At 32.8% G+C, this 22,371-nt stretch carries 16 protein-coding genes and 1 pseudogene; 5 read left to right on the forward strand and 12 right to left on the reverse strand.

Annotation, left to right across the window (positions count from 1 at the left end):
* The first annotated feature begins 166 nt into the window (after positions 1-166).
* Positions 167-652, forward strand: a complete 486-nt coding sequence (locus DFR78_RS01670; RefSeq protein WP_114457105.1) for a nucleoside deaminase — start codon at positions 167-169, stop codon at positions 650-652.
* Between the two features lie 215 nt (positions 653-867).
* Here the strand turns inward: DFR78_RS01670 and DFR78_RS01675 are convergent, their stop codons facing one another.
* From DFR78_RS01675 to DFR78_RS01685, 3 genes are all read right to left on the reverse strand, one after another.
* Complete coding sequence (locus DFR78_RS01675) at positions 868-1,449, reverse strand: EAL and HDOD domain-containing protein (RefSeq protein WP_158531687.1); 582 nt, start codon at positions 1,447-1,449, stop codon at positions 868-870.
* Positions 1,439-2,077, reverse strand: a complete 639-nt coding sequence (locus DFR78_RS01680) for an EAL and HDOD domain-containing protein (RefSeq protein ID WP_114457107.1) — start codon at positions 2,075-2,077, stop codon at positions 1,439-1,441. The genes DFR78_RS01675 and DFR78_RS01680 overlap by 11 nt, the downstream gene beginning before the upstream one ends.
* Positions 2,078-2,208: 131 nt before the next feature.
* Positions 2,209-3,519, reverse strand: coding sequence for a diguanylate cyclase domain-containing protein (locus tag DFR78_RS01685; protein ID WP_158531688.1), 1,311 nt, complete (start codon positions 3,517-3,519; stop codon positions 2,209-2,211).
* Positions 3,520-3,790: 271 nt separating this feature from the next.
* Between DFR78_RS01685 and DFR78_RS01690 the strand changes: the two genes are divergently transcribed.
* The 3 genes from DFR78_RS01690 (at position 3,791) to DFR78_RS01700 (ending at position 7,106) form a co-directional block, all read left to right on the forward strand.
* On the forward strand, positions 3,791-4,960 hold the full coding sequence (locus DFR78_RS01690; protein WP_114457109.1) for an iron-containing alcohol dehydrogenase: 1,170 nt from the start codon (positions 3,791-3,793) through the stop codon (positions 4,958-4,960).
* 306 nt (positions 4,961-5,266) lie between these two features.
* Entirely contained in the window at positions 5,267-6,418 is a 1,152-nt protein-coding gene (locus DFR78_RS01695) for an aldo/keto reductase (protein ID WP_114457110.1), read from the forward strand.
* Between the two features lie 286 nt (positions 6,419-6,704).
* Positions 6,705-7,106, forward strand: coding sequence for a MerR family transcriptional regulator (locus DFR78_RS01700; RefSeq protein WP_114457111.1), 402 nt, complete (start codon positions 6,705-6,707; stop codon positions 7,104-7,106).
* Positions 7,107-7,339: 233 nt separating this feature from the next.
* On the opposite strand, the gene nifJ is transcribed toward DFR78_RS01700, so the two are convergent.
* Positions 7,340-10,864: a pyruvate:ferredoxin (flavodoxin) oxidoreductase gene (gene nifJ, locus DFR78_RS01705; RefSeq protein WP_114457112.1), complete on the reverse strand. Its 3,525-nt coding sequence runs from the start codon at positions 10,862-10,864 to the stop codon at positions 7,340-7,342.
* A gap of 229 nt (positions 10,865-11,093) precedes the next feature.
* Between nifJ and DFR78_RS01710 the strand changes: the two genes are divergently transcribed.
* Positions 11,094-12,440: a DUF2330 domain-containing protein gene (locus DFR78_RS01710; RefSeq protein WP_114457113.1), complete on the forward strand. Its 1,347-nt coding sequence runs from the start codon at positions 11,094-11,096 to the stop codon at positions 12,438-12,440.
* Positions 12,441-12,506: 66 nt separating this feature from the next.
* Here the strand turns inward: DFR78_RS01710 and DFR78_RS01715 are convergent, their stop codons facing one another.
* The 8 genes and pseudogenes from DFR78_RS01715 to DFR78_RS01750 form a co-directional block, all read right to left on the reverse strand.
* A complete protein-coding gene (locus DFR78_RS01715; protein ID WP_233486941.1) occupies positions 12,507-12,707 on the reverse strand; it encodes a cold shock domain-containing protein in 201 nt (66 codons plus the stop codon).
* A gap of 174 nt (positions 12,708-12,881) precedes the next feature.
* Positions 12,882-13,007 (reverse strand): annotated as a pseudogene (nrdD, locus tag DFR78_RS01720) (anaerobic ribonucleoside-triphosphate reductase); the annotation flags it as partial.
* A gap of 126 nt (positions 13,008-13,133) precedes the next feature.
* A complete protein-coding gene (locus tag DFR78_RS01725; protein WP_233486942.1) occupies positions 13,134-13,841 on the reverse strand; it encodes an anaerobic ribonucleoside-triphosphate reductase activating protein in 708 nt (235 codons plus the stop codon).
* Positions 13,834-15,876 (reverse strand): ribonucleoside triphosphate reductase, encoded by a 2,043-nt coding sequence (locus DFR78_RS01730; RefSeq protein WP_114457116.1) that lies wholly within the window; start codon positions 15,874-15,876, stop codon positions 13,834-13,836. The genes DFR78_RS01725 and DFR78_RS01730 overlap by 8 nt, the downstream gene beginning before the upstream one ends.
* 189 nt (positions 15,877-16,065) lie before the next feature.
* Positions 16,066-16,878, reverse strand: coding sequence for a metal ABC transporter permease (locus DFR78_RS01735; RefSeq protein ID WP_114457117.1), 813 nt, complete (start codon positions 16,876-16,878; stop codon positions 16,066-16,068).
* Positions 16,871-17,644, reverse strand: a complete 774-nt coding sequence (locus DFR78_RS01740) for a metal ABC transporter ATP-binding protein (protein ID WP_114457118.1) — start codon at positions 17,642-17,644, stop codon at positions 16,871-16,873. Before DFR78_RS01740 ends, DFR78_RS01735 begins: the two co-directional genes overlap by 8 nt.
* On the reverse strand, positions 17,641-18,537 hold the full coding sequence (locus tag DFR78_RS01745; protein ID WP_233486937.1) for a metal ABC transporter solute-binding protein, Zn/Mn family: 897 nt from the start codon (positions 18,535-18,537) through the stop codon (positions 17,641-17,643). The genes DFR78_RS01740 and DFR78_RS01745 overlap by 4 nt, the downstream gene beginning before the upstream one ends.
* The gene (locus DFR78_RS01750) at positions 18,534-22,310 is read right to left on the reverse strand and encodes a DUF445 family protein (protein ID WP_114457119.1); all 3,777 of its coding nucleotides are present in this window, start codon (positions 22,308-22,310) and stop codon (positions 18,534-18,536) included. Before DFR78_RS01750 ends, DFR78_RS01745 begins: the two co-directional genes overlap by 4 nt.
* Between the last annotated feature and the right edge of the window lie 61 nt (positions 22,311-22,371).

A 22,371-nucleotide genomic window follows, 5' to 3' on the forward strand; every position in this document is an offset into this window, starting at 1 on the left:
TTTAATGGCTACACTACGAAAAGTCTTAATCAGCAATTTTTGAATTTCACAATCCCTATTATGATAAGAGTGTCAAATTGTTAAAATGACCAAAATTGACTTTTCGCAGTTCAATCATTTGATTAAAAATCTAAATAATTAAATATTAAAAGGAGTTATTTCTAAAATGAGCTGGAAAGATCATACTTATTATTTAAAGGAAAGTATTAAAGAAGCAGAAGCTGCTGTAAAACATAATAATATGCCTTTTGGAGCTATATTAGTTGATCAAGCTGGTAATATAATTTTAAGGCAGGAAAATATTGAAATAACTGAATCAGACTGTACTGGACATGCAGAGACTCAGCTCATGGTCCAGGCTTCAAAAAAATATGATAAAAAAATTTTGAAAGAATGTACACTCTATACAACAGTTGAACCTTGTGCTATGTGCTCAGGTGCAATCTATTGGGGAAATGTTGGTCGAGTGGTTTTTGGCCTTTCTGAAAAAAAATTATTAAAAATAACTGGAAATGATGAACAAAATCCAACCCTTGATCTTCCCTGCAGAAAAGTCTTTCAGAGCGGTCAAAAAGATATTGAAGTAATAGGACCAATACCTGAATTAAAAACTGAATTAAGTCGATTTTATAAAGACTTTTTTGGGAATTAAAAAATATATATCAAAAAAACTTACTTGAACTTTTTACTCACCGAATTCAGCGTAAATTGTTTTCTATCATATTTGCAGGAAAGAACTTCATATATCAAGAATAGTTATAATAGCTGCTATTTTAGGGAGTGTCAGGATGTCTGATTAAATATTTCAAATCGGTAATGACAAAGGTGGGAGATATTCAAGCAAACAACATTACCATAAATATAGTTTTAAGTAATCTCAAAAATTTTTTCAGCTTTTTCAATTGCTTTAAGATAATCTTCAAAAATAAGACTGTGGTTTAAAGAAAAATTTTTTAGCTCTTTCCAGTTTGACTTTTCGTAAATCTCAATAATTTTTAAAACATCACCCAGTTTACCCTCTCCAGAAATTAAAGCCTCTTTAAATTCAGTTTTCATTGAAACCTGTTTAAGTATATCTTCTAGATCTCTATCCAAATAGGCATCAATTAAAGAAAACATCCCTAGTATAAATAAATCATCTTCAATTTCTAAATGTGTTTTTAATGATTCAGCAAAATAGGCTCTAACTAATGAAGTTTTTAATAAGATATCTGGTTTATTACTGCTTAAATTTTTAAATGAATAAAGAAGACTCCATTTTTTGAGTCTATCTATTCCTAAAAGTACTATCCCCTGTCTTATAGAATTTATATTATAACCATAAGCAGCAGAATTTACAAGTCTCAAAAGGCTGTAAGTCATAGATAAATCCTGTTTTATAATTTTCTCTATTTTTCGAAAATTCGGGTTATCTTTATTTAACTCTTTTAGTATACTATTATAGCTCATCTGAAGAGGTTCCAGCTTTAAGAGGTTCCAGCTTTTTCCCGGATACAATATCAGGTTTTGTAAAATAAAAGCCCTGGTAATAATCATAATTAAATTTTTTTGCCTCTTCTAAATCAGAATAATCTTCTATTTTTTCTGCTAAAAAATTTACCTGAGAATTATATTTGTTTCTTATCAGTTCCAGAGTTCTTTTTCTTTCTCTTTTAGTTGAATTTAAAAAATCAATTTTTATAATATCAGCTATTTTAATTAAATCAATTAGCGACTCTTTAAACTCAAAATCATCCAGCACTATTTTAAAGCCTTCGTTTTTTAATTCCCTGCAGATTTCTAAAATTTCAGAATCAACTTCAACATCTTCTAAAATTTCAATATAAATTGATTCACTTGACAGAATATCTGGTATTTTACTTTTAATCATTTTAGAGGTGAAGTTAATAAAAGCCGGTTTATCCTGAGTTAAATTACCAAGACCAATAGACTCTAAACTATTTGTTATTACTTCTGCTGTAGCTCTTTCGCCATCATTAATTACATTTTTTTGGGAAGACCTAAATAATAATTCATAAGCAAATAATTTTTCCTTTTTATCAAGAATTGGCTGTCTTCCGACCATTATATTTTCCAATTATCCCACCTCCAATATTCCTAAATCTAATTTATATAATATAAGGAGTTTCCCAAAATTTATTTTTACAGCTGTAAAAATAAATTTCGTCATCAATGATTAATTAAAATGATCACTTTTAATTAATTTTATCAGCATCTACATCTATTTACAAATTTTTGCTCATACATCTTTTTATCAGCTTTATCATAACATTTTCTAATATTTTTAACACCATGATTCTCGCTGTTACAATCTGTTGCTTCATACCCCAATGCAGCACTCAAAGGTTCAGGCAATTCTTCGTTTTTATTAACTTCTTCTATCCTATCCAGAATTCTTTCAGTTACCTCCTCAGCTGTATTACAATTAGTATCAGGCAGAATCACTACAAATTCATCTCCTCCTATTCTGGCAACAATATCTTCGGCTCTTAAACTGCTCTTTATAGCTTCTGCTGTTAATTTAATATACCTATCACCCATACTGTGGCCGTAATTATCATTAATATCTTTCAATTTATTAATATCTCCAACGATAATACTGATCGGATATTTTCTGGAATTCTGGAGACGCTTAAGTTCTTCATTTAGAAATCTTCTGTTATAAAGACCGGTCAGTTCATCATGATTCGATAGGTATTCTATTTCTTCTGCTGCTCTTTTTTCCTGATCTATATCTATATGAACTCCTACAATCCGAATGGCATTTCCAGCTTCATCTCTTTCAGTCACTTTTCCAATATCTCTAATCCACTTCCAGCTGCCTGACTTTGTTTTTAATCGATGCTCATTATAATATTTTTCAGTTTTACCTTCTAGATGATTTTCTAAGTCTTTTAAAGCCTGTTCCTTATCATCAGGATGAACTAAATTAAGCCAGGTATTAAGGTTATTCTCCAGCTCAAAATGTTCATATCCCAGCATCCGGGCCCAGTTTTCATTAAAATGTACTGTATTATTTACAGCATTCCAATCCCAAATACCAATATTACCACCAGAGACAGCTAATTCTAATCTCTCTTTTACCTCTTTTAATTCAAGTTCTTGTTTTTTACTTTCAGTAATATCATCAATCACAGCATAAATTAACTGATTATGTTCTTTATTTTCTAGCTCATGTTTTTGCTGTAGACGGTGAGAAATATCTATAATCTCAAAGATAATTTTCTCATCATCTAATTGAGAGTAACGGAAATTAAAATATTTATAATCACCAGCAGCTGTTGTAATTTTATATGTTCTATCCTGAATATTATTTTCTATGTCATATTGAAAATATTTTTTGGCTTTCTTCCTATATTCCTGATCAGGATAAGCTTTTTTGTACCAGTCTTCCATTGTTTTAATGTCATCCTCTGTATATCCAGTCATCTCTTTTATAGTCTGGTTAGTAAATAAAAGCTGGCCCTGTTTATCAGCTATTACAATTCCGATTGATAACCTATCTATTAAACTCTCCATTAATTGATCATCTCTTCCCATCGATTTTTCATAGATTTTCCACCTCAGACATCATTTTAGTGATAATACTTATATTATTGATTCTACATTAATCTTAAAAATCCTATATTTATTTCTTTAATTTGTCAAATTTTATATAAATAAGAAGTTCAGTGATAAACTGCAGCCTACAATTCACCAGATAAAAATTATTTTCAAAAAAAGCTTGACCTGGAGTTAACTCAAGGTGATAAACTATTAAATAAGAAAATTTGAAATGGAGGTCGTAAAAATGAGTTTTAGAATGGATATAGCAACAAAATTGTTATTTGGATCTGGACAGCTGAATAATCTGCATCAAGAGGAATTACCTGGTAAGAAAGCTTTAATTGTTATCTCAAATGGAACTTCTGCCAAAAAATACGGTTATTTAGAAAAAACAGAAGAACAGCTTAAAAAAGCTGGAGCAGAAACTGTTTTATTTGATCAGATAGAAGCAAATCCCTTAAAATCAACAGTTATGGCAGGTGCCAGAATGGCCGCAGACAATAATTGTGATTTTGTAGTGGCACTTGGTGGAGGAAGCAGTATGGACGCCGCCAAATCAATTGCACTGATGGCTGTTAATGAAGGTGATTACTGGGATTATATTCCCGGTGGAACTGGTAAAGGTAAAGAAGTTAAAAATACTCCACTCCCTGTAGTTGCAATTACAACTACAGCTGGAACAGGATCCGAAGTTGATAGAGGAACTGTAATTACTAATTCAGAAACTAATGAGAAAATTGGATTTGTACATCCAGATCTTCTGCCTAAAATAGCAGTTGTTGATCCAGAACTAATGACCACAGTCCCGCCAAAATATACTGCATTTCAGGGTTTTGATGCCCTATTTCACAGTATAGAAGGATATCTATCTAAATTTACCAATAAAATGAGTGATATGTATGCAATTACCGCTGTTAAAAATATAGCTGAAGGACTGCCAAAAGCTGTAGAAAATGGAGATAATCTGAAGGCAAGAGAAAAAGTAGCCTTTGCCAACACTTTATCCGGTTTAGTAATGGAAGTAGGTGCATTAACAAGTCAGCACTCTTTAGAACATGCAATGTCCGCTTTTCATCAGGAACTTCCTCATGGTTCGGGTTTAATTATGCTAAGCAGGGCATATTTTGGCAAAATGGTAGAGCGAGGAATTGCTGAAGAGAGATTTATTGAACTGGCAAAAGCTCTGGGAAAAGATGATGCCGAAAAAGCAGAAGATTTCCTTATCGCACTTGAACAGCTGCAGCAGAAATGTGGGGTAGCAGAACTTAAGATGTCTGATTATGGAATTAAAGAAGATGAATTTGAGGCAATGGCAAAAAATGCAAGAGAAACCATGGGAGCTCTTTTCCAGTGTGATAGAAGCGAATTAAGTTTAGAAGACACTGTAGATATTTATCAAAAGGCCTATAAATAAGGAGCTTTAATAAGTTCATAAATAACTATTTATGTAATCTTAATAAAAATTGAATTGGTATTTTTACTACCCTTTATCACTGCTCATGCTTATAAACTGCCAGGGCCAGTTTTTTACCTTATGCATATACCGTTTTTTGATGGACTTATTTTGTGGACCACTGGGTGTGATAATTATTCAGTTAATTTTAATTACAATAATAATAGTTTCTGTAAAAAAGTATTCAAACTATAAATTGGAGTTGAATTAAAATACAGGTGTTAGAAAAAGAAATAATAAAAAAATCTATTATAGGAGATGATAAAGATGTTATACAGAAAAATGGGAAAAACAAATGAAAAGGTTTCTGTTTTAGGGTTTGGCTGTATGAGATTACCTGTTATTGATGGTGAGCAAACTAATATTGATGAGGAAAAAGCAACAAAAATGCTGAGATATGCAATTGATAACGGAGTAAATTATGTTGACACAGCATATCCTTACCATGGTACAGGATTTGATAAACCAGGAGAAAGCGAGCCATTTGTAGCAAGAGCCTTAAAGGATGGTTATCGAGAAAAAGTAAATTTAGCAACAAAACTTCCAATCTGGTTAGTTCAAAGCAGAGAAGATATGGATAGATTATTGAACGAACAACTTGAACGCCTGGAAACAGATAAAATAGATTTTTATTTACTCCATTCATTAAATAAAAGCAGTTGGGAAAATTTAAAAAAATTAGGTATAGAGGAATTTTTAGATCAGGCTATAGAAGATGGTCGGATAAAATATGCTGGATTTTCTTTTCATAGTGATATTAATTCCTTCAAAGAAATTGTGGATTCTTATGACTGGTCATTCTGTCAAATTCAATATAATTACTTAGATGAAAATTATCAAGCTGGCAGAGAAGGGTTAGAATATGCTGCTGATAAAGGGTTGGGTGTTGTAATTATGGAGCCTCTAAGAGGTGGCAATTTAGCAGGAGAAATACCAGAGGAAATTTTGAATAAATGGGAGGAAGCACCAATAAAAAGAACACCAGCCCAGTGGGCACTCAGATGGGTAATGAACCATCCAGAAGTTTCAGTAGTTTTAAGTGGGATGACCGCTATGGAGCATGTGAAAGACAATATTAATACTGCCCAAAGGGGAGAGCCTAATTCGCTAACTGAACAAGAAATTGAATTAGTTAATTATGCCAAAAAAGTGTTTAAAGATAAAACAAAAATTAATTGTACCGGATGCAGGTACTGTATGCCCTGTCCACAAGGAGTTGATATACCATATAACTTTGCCATTTATAATAATGCTTATTTATTTAATGATATAGAGGGAGCCAAAACACAATATGAGATGTTTTTATCAGATGAAGCTAAAGCTGTAAACTGTATAGAATGTGGAATTTGTGAGAGCCATTGTCCACAGGATATTCCTATTAGAAAAGAATTGAAAAATGTGAGAGCAGCTTTAGAATAACTCAATAGTAAAAAAAGATAAGAATTAGCAATAAAATAAAAGTAGTAATTAAATACAAAATTTTTTGAGCTAAAAAAGTCATTTAAGGAGTTTCCCAAAAAATGGAAACTCCTTTTTCAATATTTTTGATATATTTGATATAATATAATAGAATAGAATAAAGATATAAAAATATTTTTTAACATGTATTTTAAAGTCATAAATGATTTATATCTAATCACATTCTAAATATTCTGATAATATTTTATCAGAATAAATAAATTATATTGAAAAGAGGTGATAGAAAATGCAAATTTCCGAAGTTAGTGAAAGATTTGATCTAACTAAAGATACTCTTCGCTATTATGAACGAGTTGGTTTAATTCCTGAAATCAGGCGCAACAGCAGTGGTAATCGTGATTATACAGAAGAAGACTGTAACTGGATAGAATTTATTAAATATATGCGTGATGCCGGGCTTTCAATTGATACCTTAATTGAATATCTAAAGCTATACCAAAAAGGAGATTCTACTATTAAAGAAAGAAAAGAACTTTTGACTGAGGAAAGAGATAAACTTGCTGAAAAAATAAACAAAATGCAGCAAACACTTGAGCGTTTAAATTATAAAATAGATGTCTATGAAGAAAAAATTGTTAAAAGAGAAAAAGAATTAATAACCCGAAAAAAAGAATTAGAAACAATATAATATTTACTATTATATTTAAAAATTTATAGACTTCCCCACCAGGGTAAAAATTGATCTAAAATATACGCAAGTGCTGTTTTTCTTCAACATCTTGAATTTCCTTATTCATAAAATATATACCCCTTTCTAAATTATTTATAATATTAAAAGGGCGGTACAATAAATCCACCGCCCCATACAAATACTTTAGATCATAAATTATAATTATTTTTTATTAAGCTAAACAAGTTTATTTACTCTTCTGGCTCATATGCTTTTACCAGGCGCTTGTAGGAATTATAGCGCTCTTTAGCATCTTCTTCAGCTCTTTCAAACAGCTCTTCAGCAATTTCCGGGAATGTCTTCTTAAGAGATGAAAATCTTACCTCACTTAATAAGTGTTCTCTGAAATTACCTTTAGGTTCTTTAGAATCTAGGCTGAATGGATTCTTACCTTCATCCTGAAGTTCAGGATTAAAGCGATATAAGTGCCAGTAACCTGACTCAACAGCATTCTTCTCCTGTGATACACTACAGCTCATACCATCTTTTAATCCATGAGCAATACATGGAGCATAAGCTATAATTAGAGAAGGTCCAGGATAGGCTTCAGCCTCAGCGATAGCTTTGATTGCCTGATTCATATTTGCACCAAGAGCAATCTGTGCTACATATACATAACCATATGTCATTGCCATCTGACCGAGATCTTTCTTTTTGATTCTCTTACCCGAAGCAGCAAACTTTGCAGCTGCAGCAGTTGGTGTAGCTTTAGAAGACTGACCACCGGTATTGGAATAAACCTCTGTGTCAAATACAAGTACATTTACATCATCACCTGATGCAAGTACATGATCTAATCCACCATAACCAATATCATAAGCCCAGCCATCTCCACCGAAGATCCACTGAGATTTTTTAACAATAAATTCTTTTTTATCAACAATTTCTGCAATCACTTCATTGTCACTGTATTTAGCCAGAAGTGGCATCATTTTCTTTTTAAGTTCTTTTGTCCTTTCTCCATCCTGCATATTATCCAAGAATTCCTGCATTAACTCATTTAGTTCAGGGTCTAAATTAAGTTCAATTGCCTCCTGCATAAGATCGGCAATCTTATCTCTGATTTGTGCAGTAGCAAGATACATACCATAGCCATATTCTGCATTATCTTCAAATAGGGAGTTGGCCCATGCAGGTCCCTCTCCTTCATCATTTGTAGTATATACAGAAACAGGAGCTGATCCACCCCAAATGGAAGAACAACCAGTAGCATTAGCTATTATCATTCTATCGCCAAATAACTGAGTTACCAGTTTAGCATATGCTGTTTCGCCACAGCCTGCACATGCCCCTGAAAACTCAAGCAGCGGCTGCTGGAATTGACTACCTTTTATATTGGTAACAGGCATCAGGTCATCTTTAACTGTTACTTCATGTCTAGCATATTCCCAGTTTTCTGCTTCTTTTTCTGCCATCTCTGCAAATGGTTTCATTTCGAGAGCATCTGCCGGACAAATGTCAGCACAAACTCCACAGCCAGTACAGTCATAAGGACTTACCTGAATCTTATACTGGAGTCCTTCTAATTGTTTACCATTAGCATCAACAGTTACAAAACCTTCTGGAGCATTTGCTGCTTCTTCTTCATCAAGAAGGAAAGGTCTGATAACTGCATGGGGACAGGAAAGCGAACACTGGTTACACTGAATACAGGTATCGAAATCCCAGTCCGGAACATCGATCGCAATACCGCGTTTTTCGTACTGTGATAGTCCTGGAGGGAAGTGTCCATCCTCACGTCCAACAAATGTACTTACAGGTAGACTGTCACCTTCCTGTTTATTAACAACTTCAAGCACATTTTTTACAAATTCAGGTGCCTCTTTTTCTTCTTCTTTAACTGATTCCGCATCTGCCCAGTCAGCAGGAACATCAACTTTAACAAGTGCATCTAATGCCTTATCTACAGCTTTATAGTTCATTTCTACAATTTTATCACCTTTATGACCATAAGTGTCTTTAATAGCATTTTTAAGATATTTAACAGCATCATCAACTGGAATAATATCAGCCAGTTTAAAGAAAGCGGTCTGCATAACCATATTAATACGGCCGCCAAGGCCAACTTCTTGAGCAATCTTTACACCATCAATAATATAAAAATTTATGTTATTTTCAGCAATAAATTTCTTCATTTCTGCAGGCAGATTTTCCTCAAGTTCATCTTCTGACCATCTGCAGTTTAATAGGAATGTTCCACCTTCTTTTAGATCTGAAACCATATCAAACTTATCTACATAAGATTCTTTATGACAGGCAACATATTCTGCTTTATCAATAAGATAGGTTGATTTAATTGGTTCATCACCAAATCTAAGGTGAGATACTGTTACACCACCAGATTTTTTGGAATCATATGAGAAATATGCCTGAGCATATTTATCTGTATTGTCACCAATAATCTTAATGGCATTTTTGTTAGCACCAACAGTACCATCTGAACCAAAGCCCCAGAATTTGCAGCGCACTGTACCTTCAGGTGTTGTACTAATATGTTCTTTTATTTCTAAGTTAGTATGTGTTACATCATCAATAATACCGATAGTAAACCTGTCTTTAGGTTCTTCTTTTTTGAGATTCTCAAATACAGCATTAATTTGAGATGGAGTAGTGTCCTTGGAACTCAAACCATAGCGGCCGCCTACTATAACAGGTTTTTCTTTTCTGTCATAAAATAGAGATCTAACATCTTCGTAAAGAGGTTCTCCAACTGCACCAGGTTCTTTAGTTCTATCTAATACAGCAATTTTCTTTGTTGTTTCAGGGAATGCTTTAAAGAAATATTTTTCAGAGAATGGACGATAAAGTCTAACTTTTATCAGCCCAACTTTTTCTCCCCGATTAACAAGATAATTGACTGTTTCTTCAATTGTATCTGTCACAGAACCCATTGCAACTATAATGTATTCTGCATCCTCTGCACCAACATAATTAAATGGATGATATTCTCTACCTGTAATCTCGCTGATATCCTGCATATATTCTTCTACAATATCAGGTACTGCCTCATAAAAACGGTTGGATGCTTCTCTAGCCTGAAAGAAAATATCCGGATTCTGAGCTGTACCTTTTGTAACTGGATGTTCAGGGTTTAAAGCTCTGTGCCTGAATTCACTTACTTTTCCATAGTCAACCAGTTCTGCCAGGTCATCATAATCCATAACCTCAATCTTCTGATACTCGTGAGATGTTCTAAATCCATCAAAGAAATGTACAAATGGAATACTGCTTTTTATTGAAGCTAAATGGGCTACACCAGCTAAATCCATAACTTCCTGTACACTACCAGAAGCAATCATTGCTGTTCCAGTCTGACGAACAGCCATTACATCAGAATGATCACCAAAAATTGAAAGAGCGTGGGTTGCAACCGTACGAGAACTAACATGGAAAACTCCAGGTAATAACTCACCTGCAATTTTATACATATTAGGCAGCATCAGCAGCAAACCCTGTGAAGCTGTAAATGTTGTCGTCAGTGCACCTGCTGCAAGTGAACCATGTACTGCACCAGAAGCTCCACCTTCAGACTGCATTTCTGTCAACTTAACTCTCTGACCAAAAATATTTTTTCGGCCGTGTGCACTCCATGAATCAACCAGCTCAGCCATTGGAGATGAAGGAGTAATTGGATAGATTGCCGCAACATCTGTAAATGCATATGCTACATGAGCTGCAGCAGTGTTTCCATCCATAGTCTTCATTACTTTTGCCATTATAATTTTCCCTCCTATTAGTAAGGTAAATTTATTAGTTTCTTTCTCTTTAAGTATATTACTTTACAGTTCAACTGTCAAATATTTCCCACCTTCTGAAAGGTATCTAAATATATTCGAAATCATTTAAATTAATTAAATATTACCACTATTTTTTAATAAAATGGCAGGAAAAATAATCTCTAAGAAGAATTAGAATATATAAATCTATTGGAAAGGAGTGATTTTGTTGAAGAAATCACTTATATTATTCATTATATTTGCATTAATGTTTACTATATCATCTTATGTTTTTGCTGATAGAGGTTCTATTCCTTTTCAGCCAGCGATAAGAATATTTGAACCCAATCAGCAGGCATTAATCGCCTGGAATGGAAAAGAAGAAATTCTTATTCTTTCTACCAAACTTTATGCTGATCAGGATACAAAAATTCTTGAAGTATTACCCTTACCTCACGAACCAGAAATAAAAAAATCCAGTCGAAATGTTTTGAGAAAAGCAAATGAACTTTTAACTCTAGATCATTCAAAACAGCTGGTTCAACCTATAACACGATCTTCAGACAGCAGACAACTTCAGGGTGGAGAAGTAAAGCAGGAAGTTGTTATTGGCTCACATGATATCACAGTTGTAAAAGTGTTAAACGAAAATACATTTACAAACTGGGTTAATAACTATTTGAAGCAGAAGGGAAAAGATAATCCTGTTATACCAGAAGAATTAAAGAAAACAATAAAAAAATATATTGACAAAGATTATAATTTTTTCGTTTTTGATACTGTAGATGTAGGTCCAAAGCCTTATTTTAATGAAGCTATTTACTATAAATTTAAAAGTGATAAATTATATTACCCATTAGAAATAACAAAGTCTGATCATGGGGAAAGCAATGTCAGTCTGCTTGTACTTACAGAATCAAACTTAATTAACTTTCATGGTATTCAAAGAGATAAAATAGAATTTGAAAAGGGTCCCAAACTAATTAATAGAAGTGATGCTGAATTCATATCCAGTGATATTGCCGATCTTTTTGCCTCTCACTTTGCTAAAAATGATGGTTCAGAAAAAATAAAGTTAGCCAGCTGGAAAATAGTAGATGATCTAACCAATTTTGATAGTGATCTGCTGGCAGATTATACAATTCCTAAAGGTGGAAAAGAATTAATATTTATGGGACATAAATATATCAACTGTGTGACTCATCCAAATTATCCATTTGAAACCGAAAAAACTCTATCTTCTCTGCATGGAAAAGCTGAAATGTATTTGGGGGGGACCCGTTCACTACCCTGGTATGCATATTCATTAAATGGAAAAATATTATTTAATGCCATAACAGGAGAACCATTGGGTTCTTTAGAAAATATTGAAGAAAAAACATTAACTTTTGAAGGTTATTCAGGCCAGGGATATATCTGGTCAGAGAACTTCCTGACCCAGAAAATGGAAGCTGTAGATATCCCTAATGCATTTTTTGTTACCGATATAATTGGATATAAGTTCTATTCTGGATTAAGAGTAGAAGAGGATGGACAAATATCTGGAAATAGAAATTCATTCTGGAAAAAACGCTAAAAAACCCTGACCAGAATTATACCAGTCAGGGTTAGTTGTTTTATTATACAGTTTTACAGTTAAACTCTATAATTTTACAACGTTGGCAGCTTGAGGTCCACGGTCGCCTTCAACGATTTCAAATTCTACTTCTTGTTCATCTTCAAGACTTTTGAATCCTTCATCCTGAATTGCGGAAAAATGAACAAATACATCGTCTCCATCTTCTCTCTCAATAAAACCATAACCTTTTTTTGCATCAAACCATTTTACTTTACCTGTGTAAATCATAATTAATACATTCCCCCTAGGAAAATTTCTTTATGGGGTTCGTTCATTTAAACTTCACCCACTGCAGACAATTATAGCATAAGAAGTTTTTCTTTTCAACAAATTTTTGCACAAAAAAATGCCGGATAGTATGTTTAAAATAATCATACATCCGGCATCATTTGAGATCTTTTAAGAAGAAAACTCTTTTTTAACTGAAAAAGTTTTGCGGTCCTTAAATTCTTCCTTCTTTCCTTTGTTCCAGTCCGAAACAGGAGAAAGATATCCTACAACACGAGAATAAACTTCACATTTTTGTTTTTTAGCCACAATTTTACCTCCTTAAATTTTAACCCTAAATTAAACTATCTTAAAGCATATTATAACTATCAGCTTCAGCATATCACTTCGAAACAGTGAAAAATAAGTTCTGAAAAAGTTAAATCAATTTCTAATTTTAACTTTAGAAACATAGTTTTCCATAACGTATTTGAATTTCTTAAGTTCTGAAGGTGCAAAAGTTCTGGATTCTCTAAGTTTAGGATCAAGAGTGTTTACAGGACGGAAATTCTGGATAAAAAATTTCTCGGCCCCTTCAACAATTCTGCCGATTTCATTCAATTCCTTCTCATCATGCATTCCCGGCACAACAGTGGCTCTAAACTCATAGTCAATATTAGAGTTTTTAATGAGTTCTACTGATTTTTTAATTTCCGGGATAACTCCTTTTGGTGCCAGGAGAGGATAGCTGTCCAGACCCAGCTTAACATCCATTGCAATATATTCAAGCAAACCATCTTCCAGCAGTTCAATTATTTTCTTAGAATCTGTTCCATTTGTATCAAGCTTTATCTGCAGATTATGTTTTTCTCTTATTTTTACTATAAAATCTTTTAAATCAGGCTGAAGAGTTGGTTCTCCACCTGTGATAGTAACTCCATCTAAAAGATCTCTTCTCTTCTCTAAAAATGAAAAGAATATATCTTCCGGCAGGTCTTCATCACCTGGTGGAGCTTTCATAGGTATCAGCTGACTGTTGTGGCAGTATCCACAGCTAAAATTACAGCCTCTGGTAAAAACCACAGCTGATATTCTATCCGGAAAATCAAGCAGTGAAGTATTTCTTAAACCAGCAAGCCTCATATTAAGCACCAACTGTTTCTGCCTCTTCTTCTGCTTCTACTTCAGCCGCACATTTAGGGCAGTAATAATGTTCTCCCGGAATATAGCCGTGAACAGGACAGATGCTGAAGGTCGGAGTTATAGTATAATAAGGCAGCTTAAAGTTTTCTGCAATTCTCTTAACCAATTTTTTTGTATTTTTAATAGAAGGCATTCGCTCTCCCAAAAATCCATGTAGTACAGTTCCACCTGTATACTGGGACTGCAGATCATCCTGAAGTTCAAGTGCAGTAAATATATCATCTGTATAACCAACAGGCAGCTGAGTAGAATTAGTATAATATGGATCAGCACCTTCATTCTGCACTCTCTCTTCATTGGCAGAAATTATGCTGTCACCATACCTTTCCCTATCCAGTCTCGCAAATCTATATGCTGTACCTTCTGCAGGGGTTGCTTCCAGATTATAAAGATTATCTGTTTCTTCCTGATATTCCTGCAGCTTATCTCTCATTCTGTTCATTACCTCAAGAGAAAATTTCCTTCCTTCTTTAGAAGCAATGTTGCTGCCCAGAAAGTTAATAACTGCTTCATTCATACCATTTAATCCTATAGTATTAAAATGATTTTTCCAGTATTCACCAAAACGCTTTTTTACATCACGAAGATAAAATTTAGAATAAGGGTACAGACCCTGTTCTGTAAGTCCTTCAAGAACCTTTCGCTTTATTTCGAGGCTTTCTTTAGCTATATCCATTAGACAGTGAACTCTTTCTATAAAGTCTTCTTTATCTTCTGCTAAAAAACCGATTCGAGGCATATTAAGTGTCACAACTCCTATTGATCCTGTCATCGGATTGGCACCAAATAATCCTCCTCCTCTTTTGCGCAGCTCTGTATTATCCAGACGGAGCCGGCAGCACATTGAACGTGCATCTTCAGGATTCATATCTGAGTTAATAAAATTTGAAAAATACGGTATCCCATATTTGGCAGTCATCTCCCAAACAGGATCAAGAACCGGATTTTCCCACTCAAAATCTTCTGTGATATTATACGTAGGAATTGGGAAAGAAAACATTCTGCCTTTTGCATCTCCTGCCAGCATAACTTCTGCAAAAGCTCTGTTGAGCATATCCATCTCTCTCTGAAACTCTCCATAAGTCTTTTCCTGATATTCTCCTCCAATTATTACTGCCTGATCTTTAAGATAATTGGGTGTTTTAAGATCCATCGTAATATTTGTAAAAGGTGTCTGAAATCCAACTCTTGTTGGTACATTCATATTGAACAAAAATTCCTGCATGGATTGTTTTACTTCTTGATAGCTCAAATTGTCATATGCAATAAATGGAGCCAGGTATGTATCAAAATTGGAAAAAGCTATTGCTCCAGCTGCTTCACCCTGTAAAGTATAATAAAAATTCACTATCTGTCCTAAAGCTGTTTTTAGATGTTTGGGGGGTAAACTTTCAACCTTTGTCGGAACTCCACAAAAACCTGTTCTAAGCAAATCCTCCAGATCCCAACCACAGCAGTAAACACTCAAATTTCCCAGATCATGTATATGTATATCTCCACTTGTGTGATGTACAGCAATCTCCTCAGGATATATTTCCTGAAGCCAGTACTGACCTGTAATCTGTGAAGCAATAAAATTATTAAGTCCCTGAAGAGAATATCCCATATTGCTGTTTTCGTTAACTTTCCAGTCACTTCTGTCAAGGTAATCATTCATTGCCCCAACAGCATCCTGAAATAATTTTTTAGTGTCCCTTAGTTTGCTGTGTCTTTCTCTGTAGAGAATATATGCCTTAGCTACTTCTGCATAACCTTTTTCAATAAGAACTTTTTCCACCAGATCCTGAATCTGCTCAACTTCTGGTATGCCGCCATTTTTAAAGAAAATTTTTAGATATGCCAGAACTTCTTTTGTTGTTTCTGTGCCAATCTGTTCATCTTCTATGCCAACCGCATCAGCTGCTTTTAAGACAGCCTGTTTAATCTTTTCCCTATCAAACCTTACTTTTTTGCCATCTCTTTTTCTTACAAATTCTAATGTCATACGCAGACCTCCTAAATTAATAAAAGAGACCCTGACTCAAATCTGTCAGGTGTTTTAAATATGTTTCTATAACAAATCCGATTTTCCTTTTATTTTTCTTTTATATAATTAAATTTTTCTTTTTTTATCTTCTGTTTTATTTTAGAAATAAGCACTTTTATTTTAGAAATATACACTAAATTTCTGTAATTATTTTTTTATTTCCTTCATCTTCGAAAAGGCAAAAGAAAAATAAAATACAGCAGCTGTTATGATTATCACTGCACCTGAAGGTAGATTAAAATAATATGAAAGTATTAAACCACTAAAAGAAAATATAAGACCTAAAATAATGGCAAAAATCATTATTTTCTTTAGGTTATTTGTAAATAATCTGGCTGCTGCTGGAGGAGCAGTCAGCAGTGCTATAACCAGTATAATCCCCACCACTCTTATTAGTACAACTACAGCCAGGCCAATCATAATAAACAGGAAATATTCAAAAAATTTAGCATTAACACCTATTACACTCAAAAATTCCTCATCAAAAAGATATGCCTTCCAGTAATTAAAAAGACTGATAACAGAAAAAAGAATAAATACTGTTAAAATAGATATTAATCTGACATCATCTGCTGTTACTGTTAAAATATCTCCAAATAAATAGGATGAAATATCAGGTGGATAACCTGGGGTAAAACCTATAAACAGTATACCTAAAGCCATACCAAGTGACCAAAACATACCTATTAAAGTATCAGAACCTGTTCCTACCCTGTGCCTCACAAAAGCAATAGTAAGTGAAGAAAAAACTGCAAAACCAAAAGCTCCATAAATAGGTTCAAATCCCATAAGATAGCCAAGCCCTATACCTCCAAAAGAAGTATGTGCTATACCACCACTGAGCATAACCAGTTTTTTTTCTACTATTATGGTGCCGATTAATCCACATACTATACTTGCCAGAACAGCACTTATAACAGCATTCTGCATAAATTGATAATTCAAAATAGCATCAATCATTATTTACCTCTTCTCTGTGAGGAGAAAAAACCCTATGTGGATGTCCATGTGCAATAAGATCAACAGGACAGCCGAAAACTTTATCTGTAATATCCTGCTTAAGATTCTTTTCGCCATGATGATAAAGTCTTCTATTCAGACAGGCCAGGCTGTCAAAATATGAAGATACTGCTGACAGATTATGTGTAACTACAATAATAGTTTTTTCTTTATTTAAATCTTTTAAAATTTCATAGATTGCGGAAGTAGAAGCAGTATCAACACTTGCAGTAGGTTCATCTAAAAGTAATATTTTTGGATCCATTGTCAGTGCTCTGGCAATCAGCACCCGCTGCAGCTGACCTCCAGAAAGCTGTCCTATCTGCCTGTCTTTTAGGTCATAAAGATCCAGTTTATTTAAAATAGATTCTGCCTTATTGATATCCTTTTTTTTATAATGATGGAAAAAGTTTATATTACCCTTTAATCTGGCAGTTAAAACAACATCGAGCACATCAATAGGAAAATTTCTGTCAAATGCAGAAATTTGCGGCACATAACCAATATTATTAAGTGCTTTTTTTGAACTGGAGCCACAGATAATAACATCACCTTTTACAGGCTCAATCAGCCCCAGTATCACCTTTAACAGAGTTGTTTTTCCACCACCATTGGGCCCTATAATGCCCAAAAACTCTTTATTTTTGACCTTTAAATTTATATCTTCCAGTACAGGTAAATTGCCATATTTAACTGTTATTCCATTTAACTCAACTGCATAACTCACTTTAGATCATCTCTTTTACTTAGAGTTTCAGCCATGATTTCAGCCATCTGAGTTAGATTACCCAAATAATTTTCTGCAAGTGGATCAAGCTGAATCACTTTCCCACCAATCTCTTCTGCCACTGCTCTCGATTTTTTGCTGTCAATTTCAGATTGATAAAAGACTGTTTTTATATTTTCTTTTCTTGCTTCATCAATTATTTTTTGTATCTGTCTTGGCCCTGGTTCTTTTCCGTGATCTTCTATAGTTATCATTTCCAGATTGTAGTGATCGGTAAAATAACCTATTGATGGATGATATACAAGAATTTTTTCTCCTTTATATTTTGCAAGAAGTTTTTTATTTCTTCTGTCAGCTTCTTTAATTTTTTTAATATAACTGTCAGCATTTTTTATAAAAAAATCTTTTTTTTCAGGCATTAATTCTGCCAGTTCTTCTGCCATTATATTTACCATATAGGCTGACCTTAATGGTGAAAGCCAGATATGTGGATCTCTTCCTCCATCTTTGAAAACTCTTGGGGGGAATTTTTTGTCAACAGCTTCAAATAATTTTACTATTTTTAAATTACCACTCAGTTCTTCTGCTTGTGGCAGGATATTCTGTATATCTGCCGGTACACCTATAGAAAAATATATTTCTGCTTCCGAAAAATCCCTGATTTCTTGAGGAGCAGGTGCATAATTTGCCGGGCTGTATCCTGGAGGAACCATTACAAAAGAATCAACCTCTCCACCTGCAACAGCATTTAACATCTCTTTCTGAGGTGCTATCGTAAGAGCAGCAGCCGGTTTTTCTGAAACAGCTCCGGAAATAATACTGGAACTAAAAAATAACATAATTATTCCCAAAAGCATAACATATAAATAATTATAATATCTATTCTTTCTCAAAACAAACCACCTTCTTCGATTATGTTTTTTAGCAAAATCTGAATCACTCCAAATATGCCTCCAAACCATCCATACTGTTTTAAATGCGAAAAATATTTTCCAGCAAAACTGTTGAACATTGCTTCAATCTCAGCTGGATCCATTGCTTTAACCTGATTAGTGGCCATTTCTTTAATTTTAACACTATTAAACAGTGAAATGATATTGTTTTCCAGACTGTCAAATCCTGCCATTAAAAACAGTTTAGCAAAATAATTAAATGTTATATAAGAACCTCTATCATTAAAATAATTTATCAGAGAGAGGGTCTCTTTTTCCAAAATATTATTAATATCAGTCTGGAATTTTTTATCTTCAGTCAAATCTCTAATTTTTTTTAGTATTTCATTTAAATGTTCAGCACTAATGATTACTGATTCATCACTTCTTTCCAGATCAATATCTGAAAAGAAATTATTTATGCATTTATTTGTAGACAAAAATCTAATGTTTGCTGATATATTTTTCAGCACAGATTTTATATTATCTCTACTGAATAAATAATTTTCTCCTTCTGCAATTTCTTTAAATAGACCCTGAACAAAATATTTATGCAAAAAGTTCTCGAGCTCTATTTTATCAATATCAAATATTAATCTAATTAAAGTATCATCACTGTCTTTTAATAGTTCTGCAGTGATTTTTTCTATCTCTACTCTGTTTTTTGCAAAAAACTCATCTATAAATTTATCTCCTCTACTGGAAGTCATTAAATTAATTAAAGAATCTGCAGCATTAAAATTATTTATATAAAGGTTTTTTTTAGATTCCCGTGCTTTCTGAAAAACTTTCTCTACAATATTTTGTATATTACTTTCTTCTTCCTGCAGAAATTTATCCAACCTTCGCTCATTAATCCTCATTAAAGTATTCTGCAAAAACTCATCCAGATCTGCAAAATAAATTGCACCTGACATAAGCGTATTTTCAATAATTCCCGTTCTTTTTCTTTTTTCTCTTTCAATTAGCTCTTCCATCTTTTCTTTGAGAATCTCTGCTATATAAGACATATTCTGCTGAACCAGACTGTTCAGAGTAGAAAGTTTTATTTCAGAAAGAAATCTTTCAGCTCTATTTAAAAGATCAATATTAAAAAATTCATATTTTATATTTTTCGGAAGAATATATTTTATTACATCTCCTGCTGCACCGCTCAACAATAATTTCTGTACATCACGGCTGTATAAATTCCAGCTGTTCCTCTGAGGAATAATTTTGTTTAATTGTTTATTACTAATATTTAAATTTTTAAATAACTCTCTGCTATAAATATGTTCCAGACTGCCGCTTGCAAACTGTAATATACTATCAATATCCTGCTGTGATAAATAATCAGCAGTTTTTCTGACTGCAAATTCAGAAATAAATTCAACACTTCTATCTTCATCATTAAACTGATAATTATCTATAAAAGATTTAATTATTTCCATTATTTTTCTGGAAATAAGACCTGAATTATCCGCAAGAAAGCTGTATACAGCTGCAAAATTATCTTCCTCAAGCTGAGACAGTAATTCTTCTGTTAATCTATCTCTATTATCATTTATTAAAGAAGCAGTCGAACCCGATTCCAGAAGTTCTCTATCCACAAAATAACCCATTGATTCTGCAAATCTGTACCTGTTTTTGGCAACAATTCCAGGTGAAAACGGAATAGAAATTCCTGCTAAATATTTTTTCTCATATGGATGAAAAATCATCCATAGAGCAATAACGTTTGTAAGCCATCCTACTCCACCATAAATAAAAGCTGAGCTTAAATATTCGATCCATAGTGATGAACTGGTAGAAATTAAAGAAAGTTCTGGTGCAAATACAGAAAATAGACCACCAACTACAGCACCTAAAAATCCACCAAGATAAGTAATTGGCTTAAGTTCTTTCCCGATAAAATCTTCCAGTGCTGACTGGACTTCTCTATCGCTGAGCTTATTTAAATTGGCTGAAACTGTCTCTTTAATCTTTCCTTCAAGAAATTCCGGAATATTTACATAGAGAACTTCTAAAATAAAATCACTAATTTCTGAAGCAGTTTTTTCTTCTTTTCTTAGTAGATCATAAAAATTGATCAGCTCTTTCTTTTTTAATCCTTCCCGTTGCTCAGCAAAAAATTTATCCAAAAATTGTTCGACGGACTTTTTGGCTTTTTGGATACTTAAAAACTGATTATTTTCCATATCTAAATTTTTTCTAAAAACTGCAGTAAAATTATTTATTATACTTTTATTTTTCAGCTGCATGAACTTTATTATCTGTGATGAGTAAAACTCTATATTATTTTCAATCAGTGAAGAAAAATCTGCTTTCTCAATACTAAGTGCAAAAATATAATCAGTTACTCTATTAATATTCTTTGGATCTTCAAGCAACTCCTCAAGCATATCAGGCATTTTTTCTGATATCTTTTTTTTGCTGTTTTTTATTTTATCTTTTTTGAATAGTTCTGGAAAAATTTCTGAGATCTTACTATTATATTTTTGAGAAAGCAGAGAAATTAATTTCTCTTTATCATAATTTATACTTTCAAAGTCTAAATATTTCTCATCAATTTTTTGGCTGCTTAGATGATTCAAAATACGGCTGCTTAATTTTTTTAAATCATCCTGCTTTAAATTATCCAGATAATTTAACAGCAGTGCTGAAGGAGAATTATCTGCTGTCATATTTTTTCTGTAGTGAGAATAGATCGATTCTCGACTTAATTTTTTTAAACCTGAAGATGATTCTATTTCTTCTGCAAAAATTTCGAAAATAAAGGAGTTTATTTTATCATCTTTCTCAATTATAAAGTTTTTTATTTCTTCCCGAAAAAACTTTAGTATTACAATTATATCTGCTTCGATCTTTTTTTTCTGTTCTTTATTTAATAAATCCGAAAATGAACTGCTGGATTCCAAAAGAAAATCTTTTAAATTGCTGCTCAGATTTTTTTCTATATCTGAAAAATCATCCGAAAAAATAAACTTTTCTATTTCTGCAGGATCATTTAATATACAGTTTATTCTTTTATTTTCCAGCTGTTCAAAAAAATCCTCAATCGTTTTATCCAGATCAAATAAATTTAATAAATCTGTTAAAAAGTTTGATTCATCTGCAGTTTTTTCCTTTTTTATTGTTTCTATTAGCTGTAAAATATTTTCTTTGAAATCATCCTTAAATTTTTGCCCAGTCATATCCTCTATTCGATAGTCTTTTAAATCATCAAATAGCGAAAATAGGATCTTAATAAAAAAATCTCTGTCATCCATTTTTTTTACAAAAAAATTATACATCTCCAGAAATATATTTTCCAATTCCTGCTCATTTAACAGCAGTTTAAAATCAAAATTACTGCGGAAAGTTGATAGAATATCTCCAACAAAATCACTGCTTTCTCTGCAGATAAATTCTGCCAGCAGATCCATATTTTCTTCAAAAGCCGGTATTTCACCAATTTTAACCTTACCTGTTCTCCGGTACAGATATTTTCCATAAAAATCCTCTATCATTTTTTTGAAATTATTTTTGAACTCTTTACGAGAAAACTCTTCTTTTAGAAGCTGTTTATCTATCAGCTCATTTTCAACTAAATCTGCGATACTTGCTATAAATTCATCTCTGGTTTTTAATACAATTCCGCCAAAGGGCCCGTATTTTTTAAATATCATCTTTAAAGCCAGATTATTTGTCAGATATCCAGTTAAAGCACCTGAAAGAACTCCTGCAGCTGCAGTATATATCTCATTTACAGCCATTTTTTAAAACACCTTTTATATTTTTTATTATAACAAATCTGCAGAAATTATTATTTTTCAT

Origin of the sequence: Halanaerobium sp. MA284_MarDTE_T2, assembly GCF_003337245.1 — a bacterium.
In the GTDB taxonomy this organism is placed as follows: domain Bacteria; phylum Bacillota; class Halanaerobiia; order Halanaerobiales; family Halanaerobiaceae; genus QPJE01.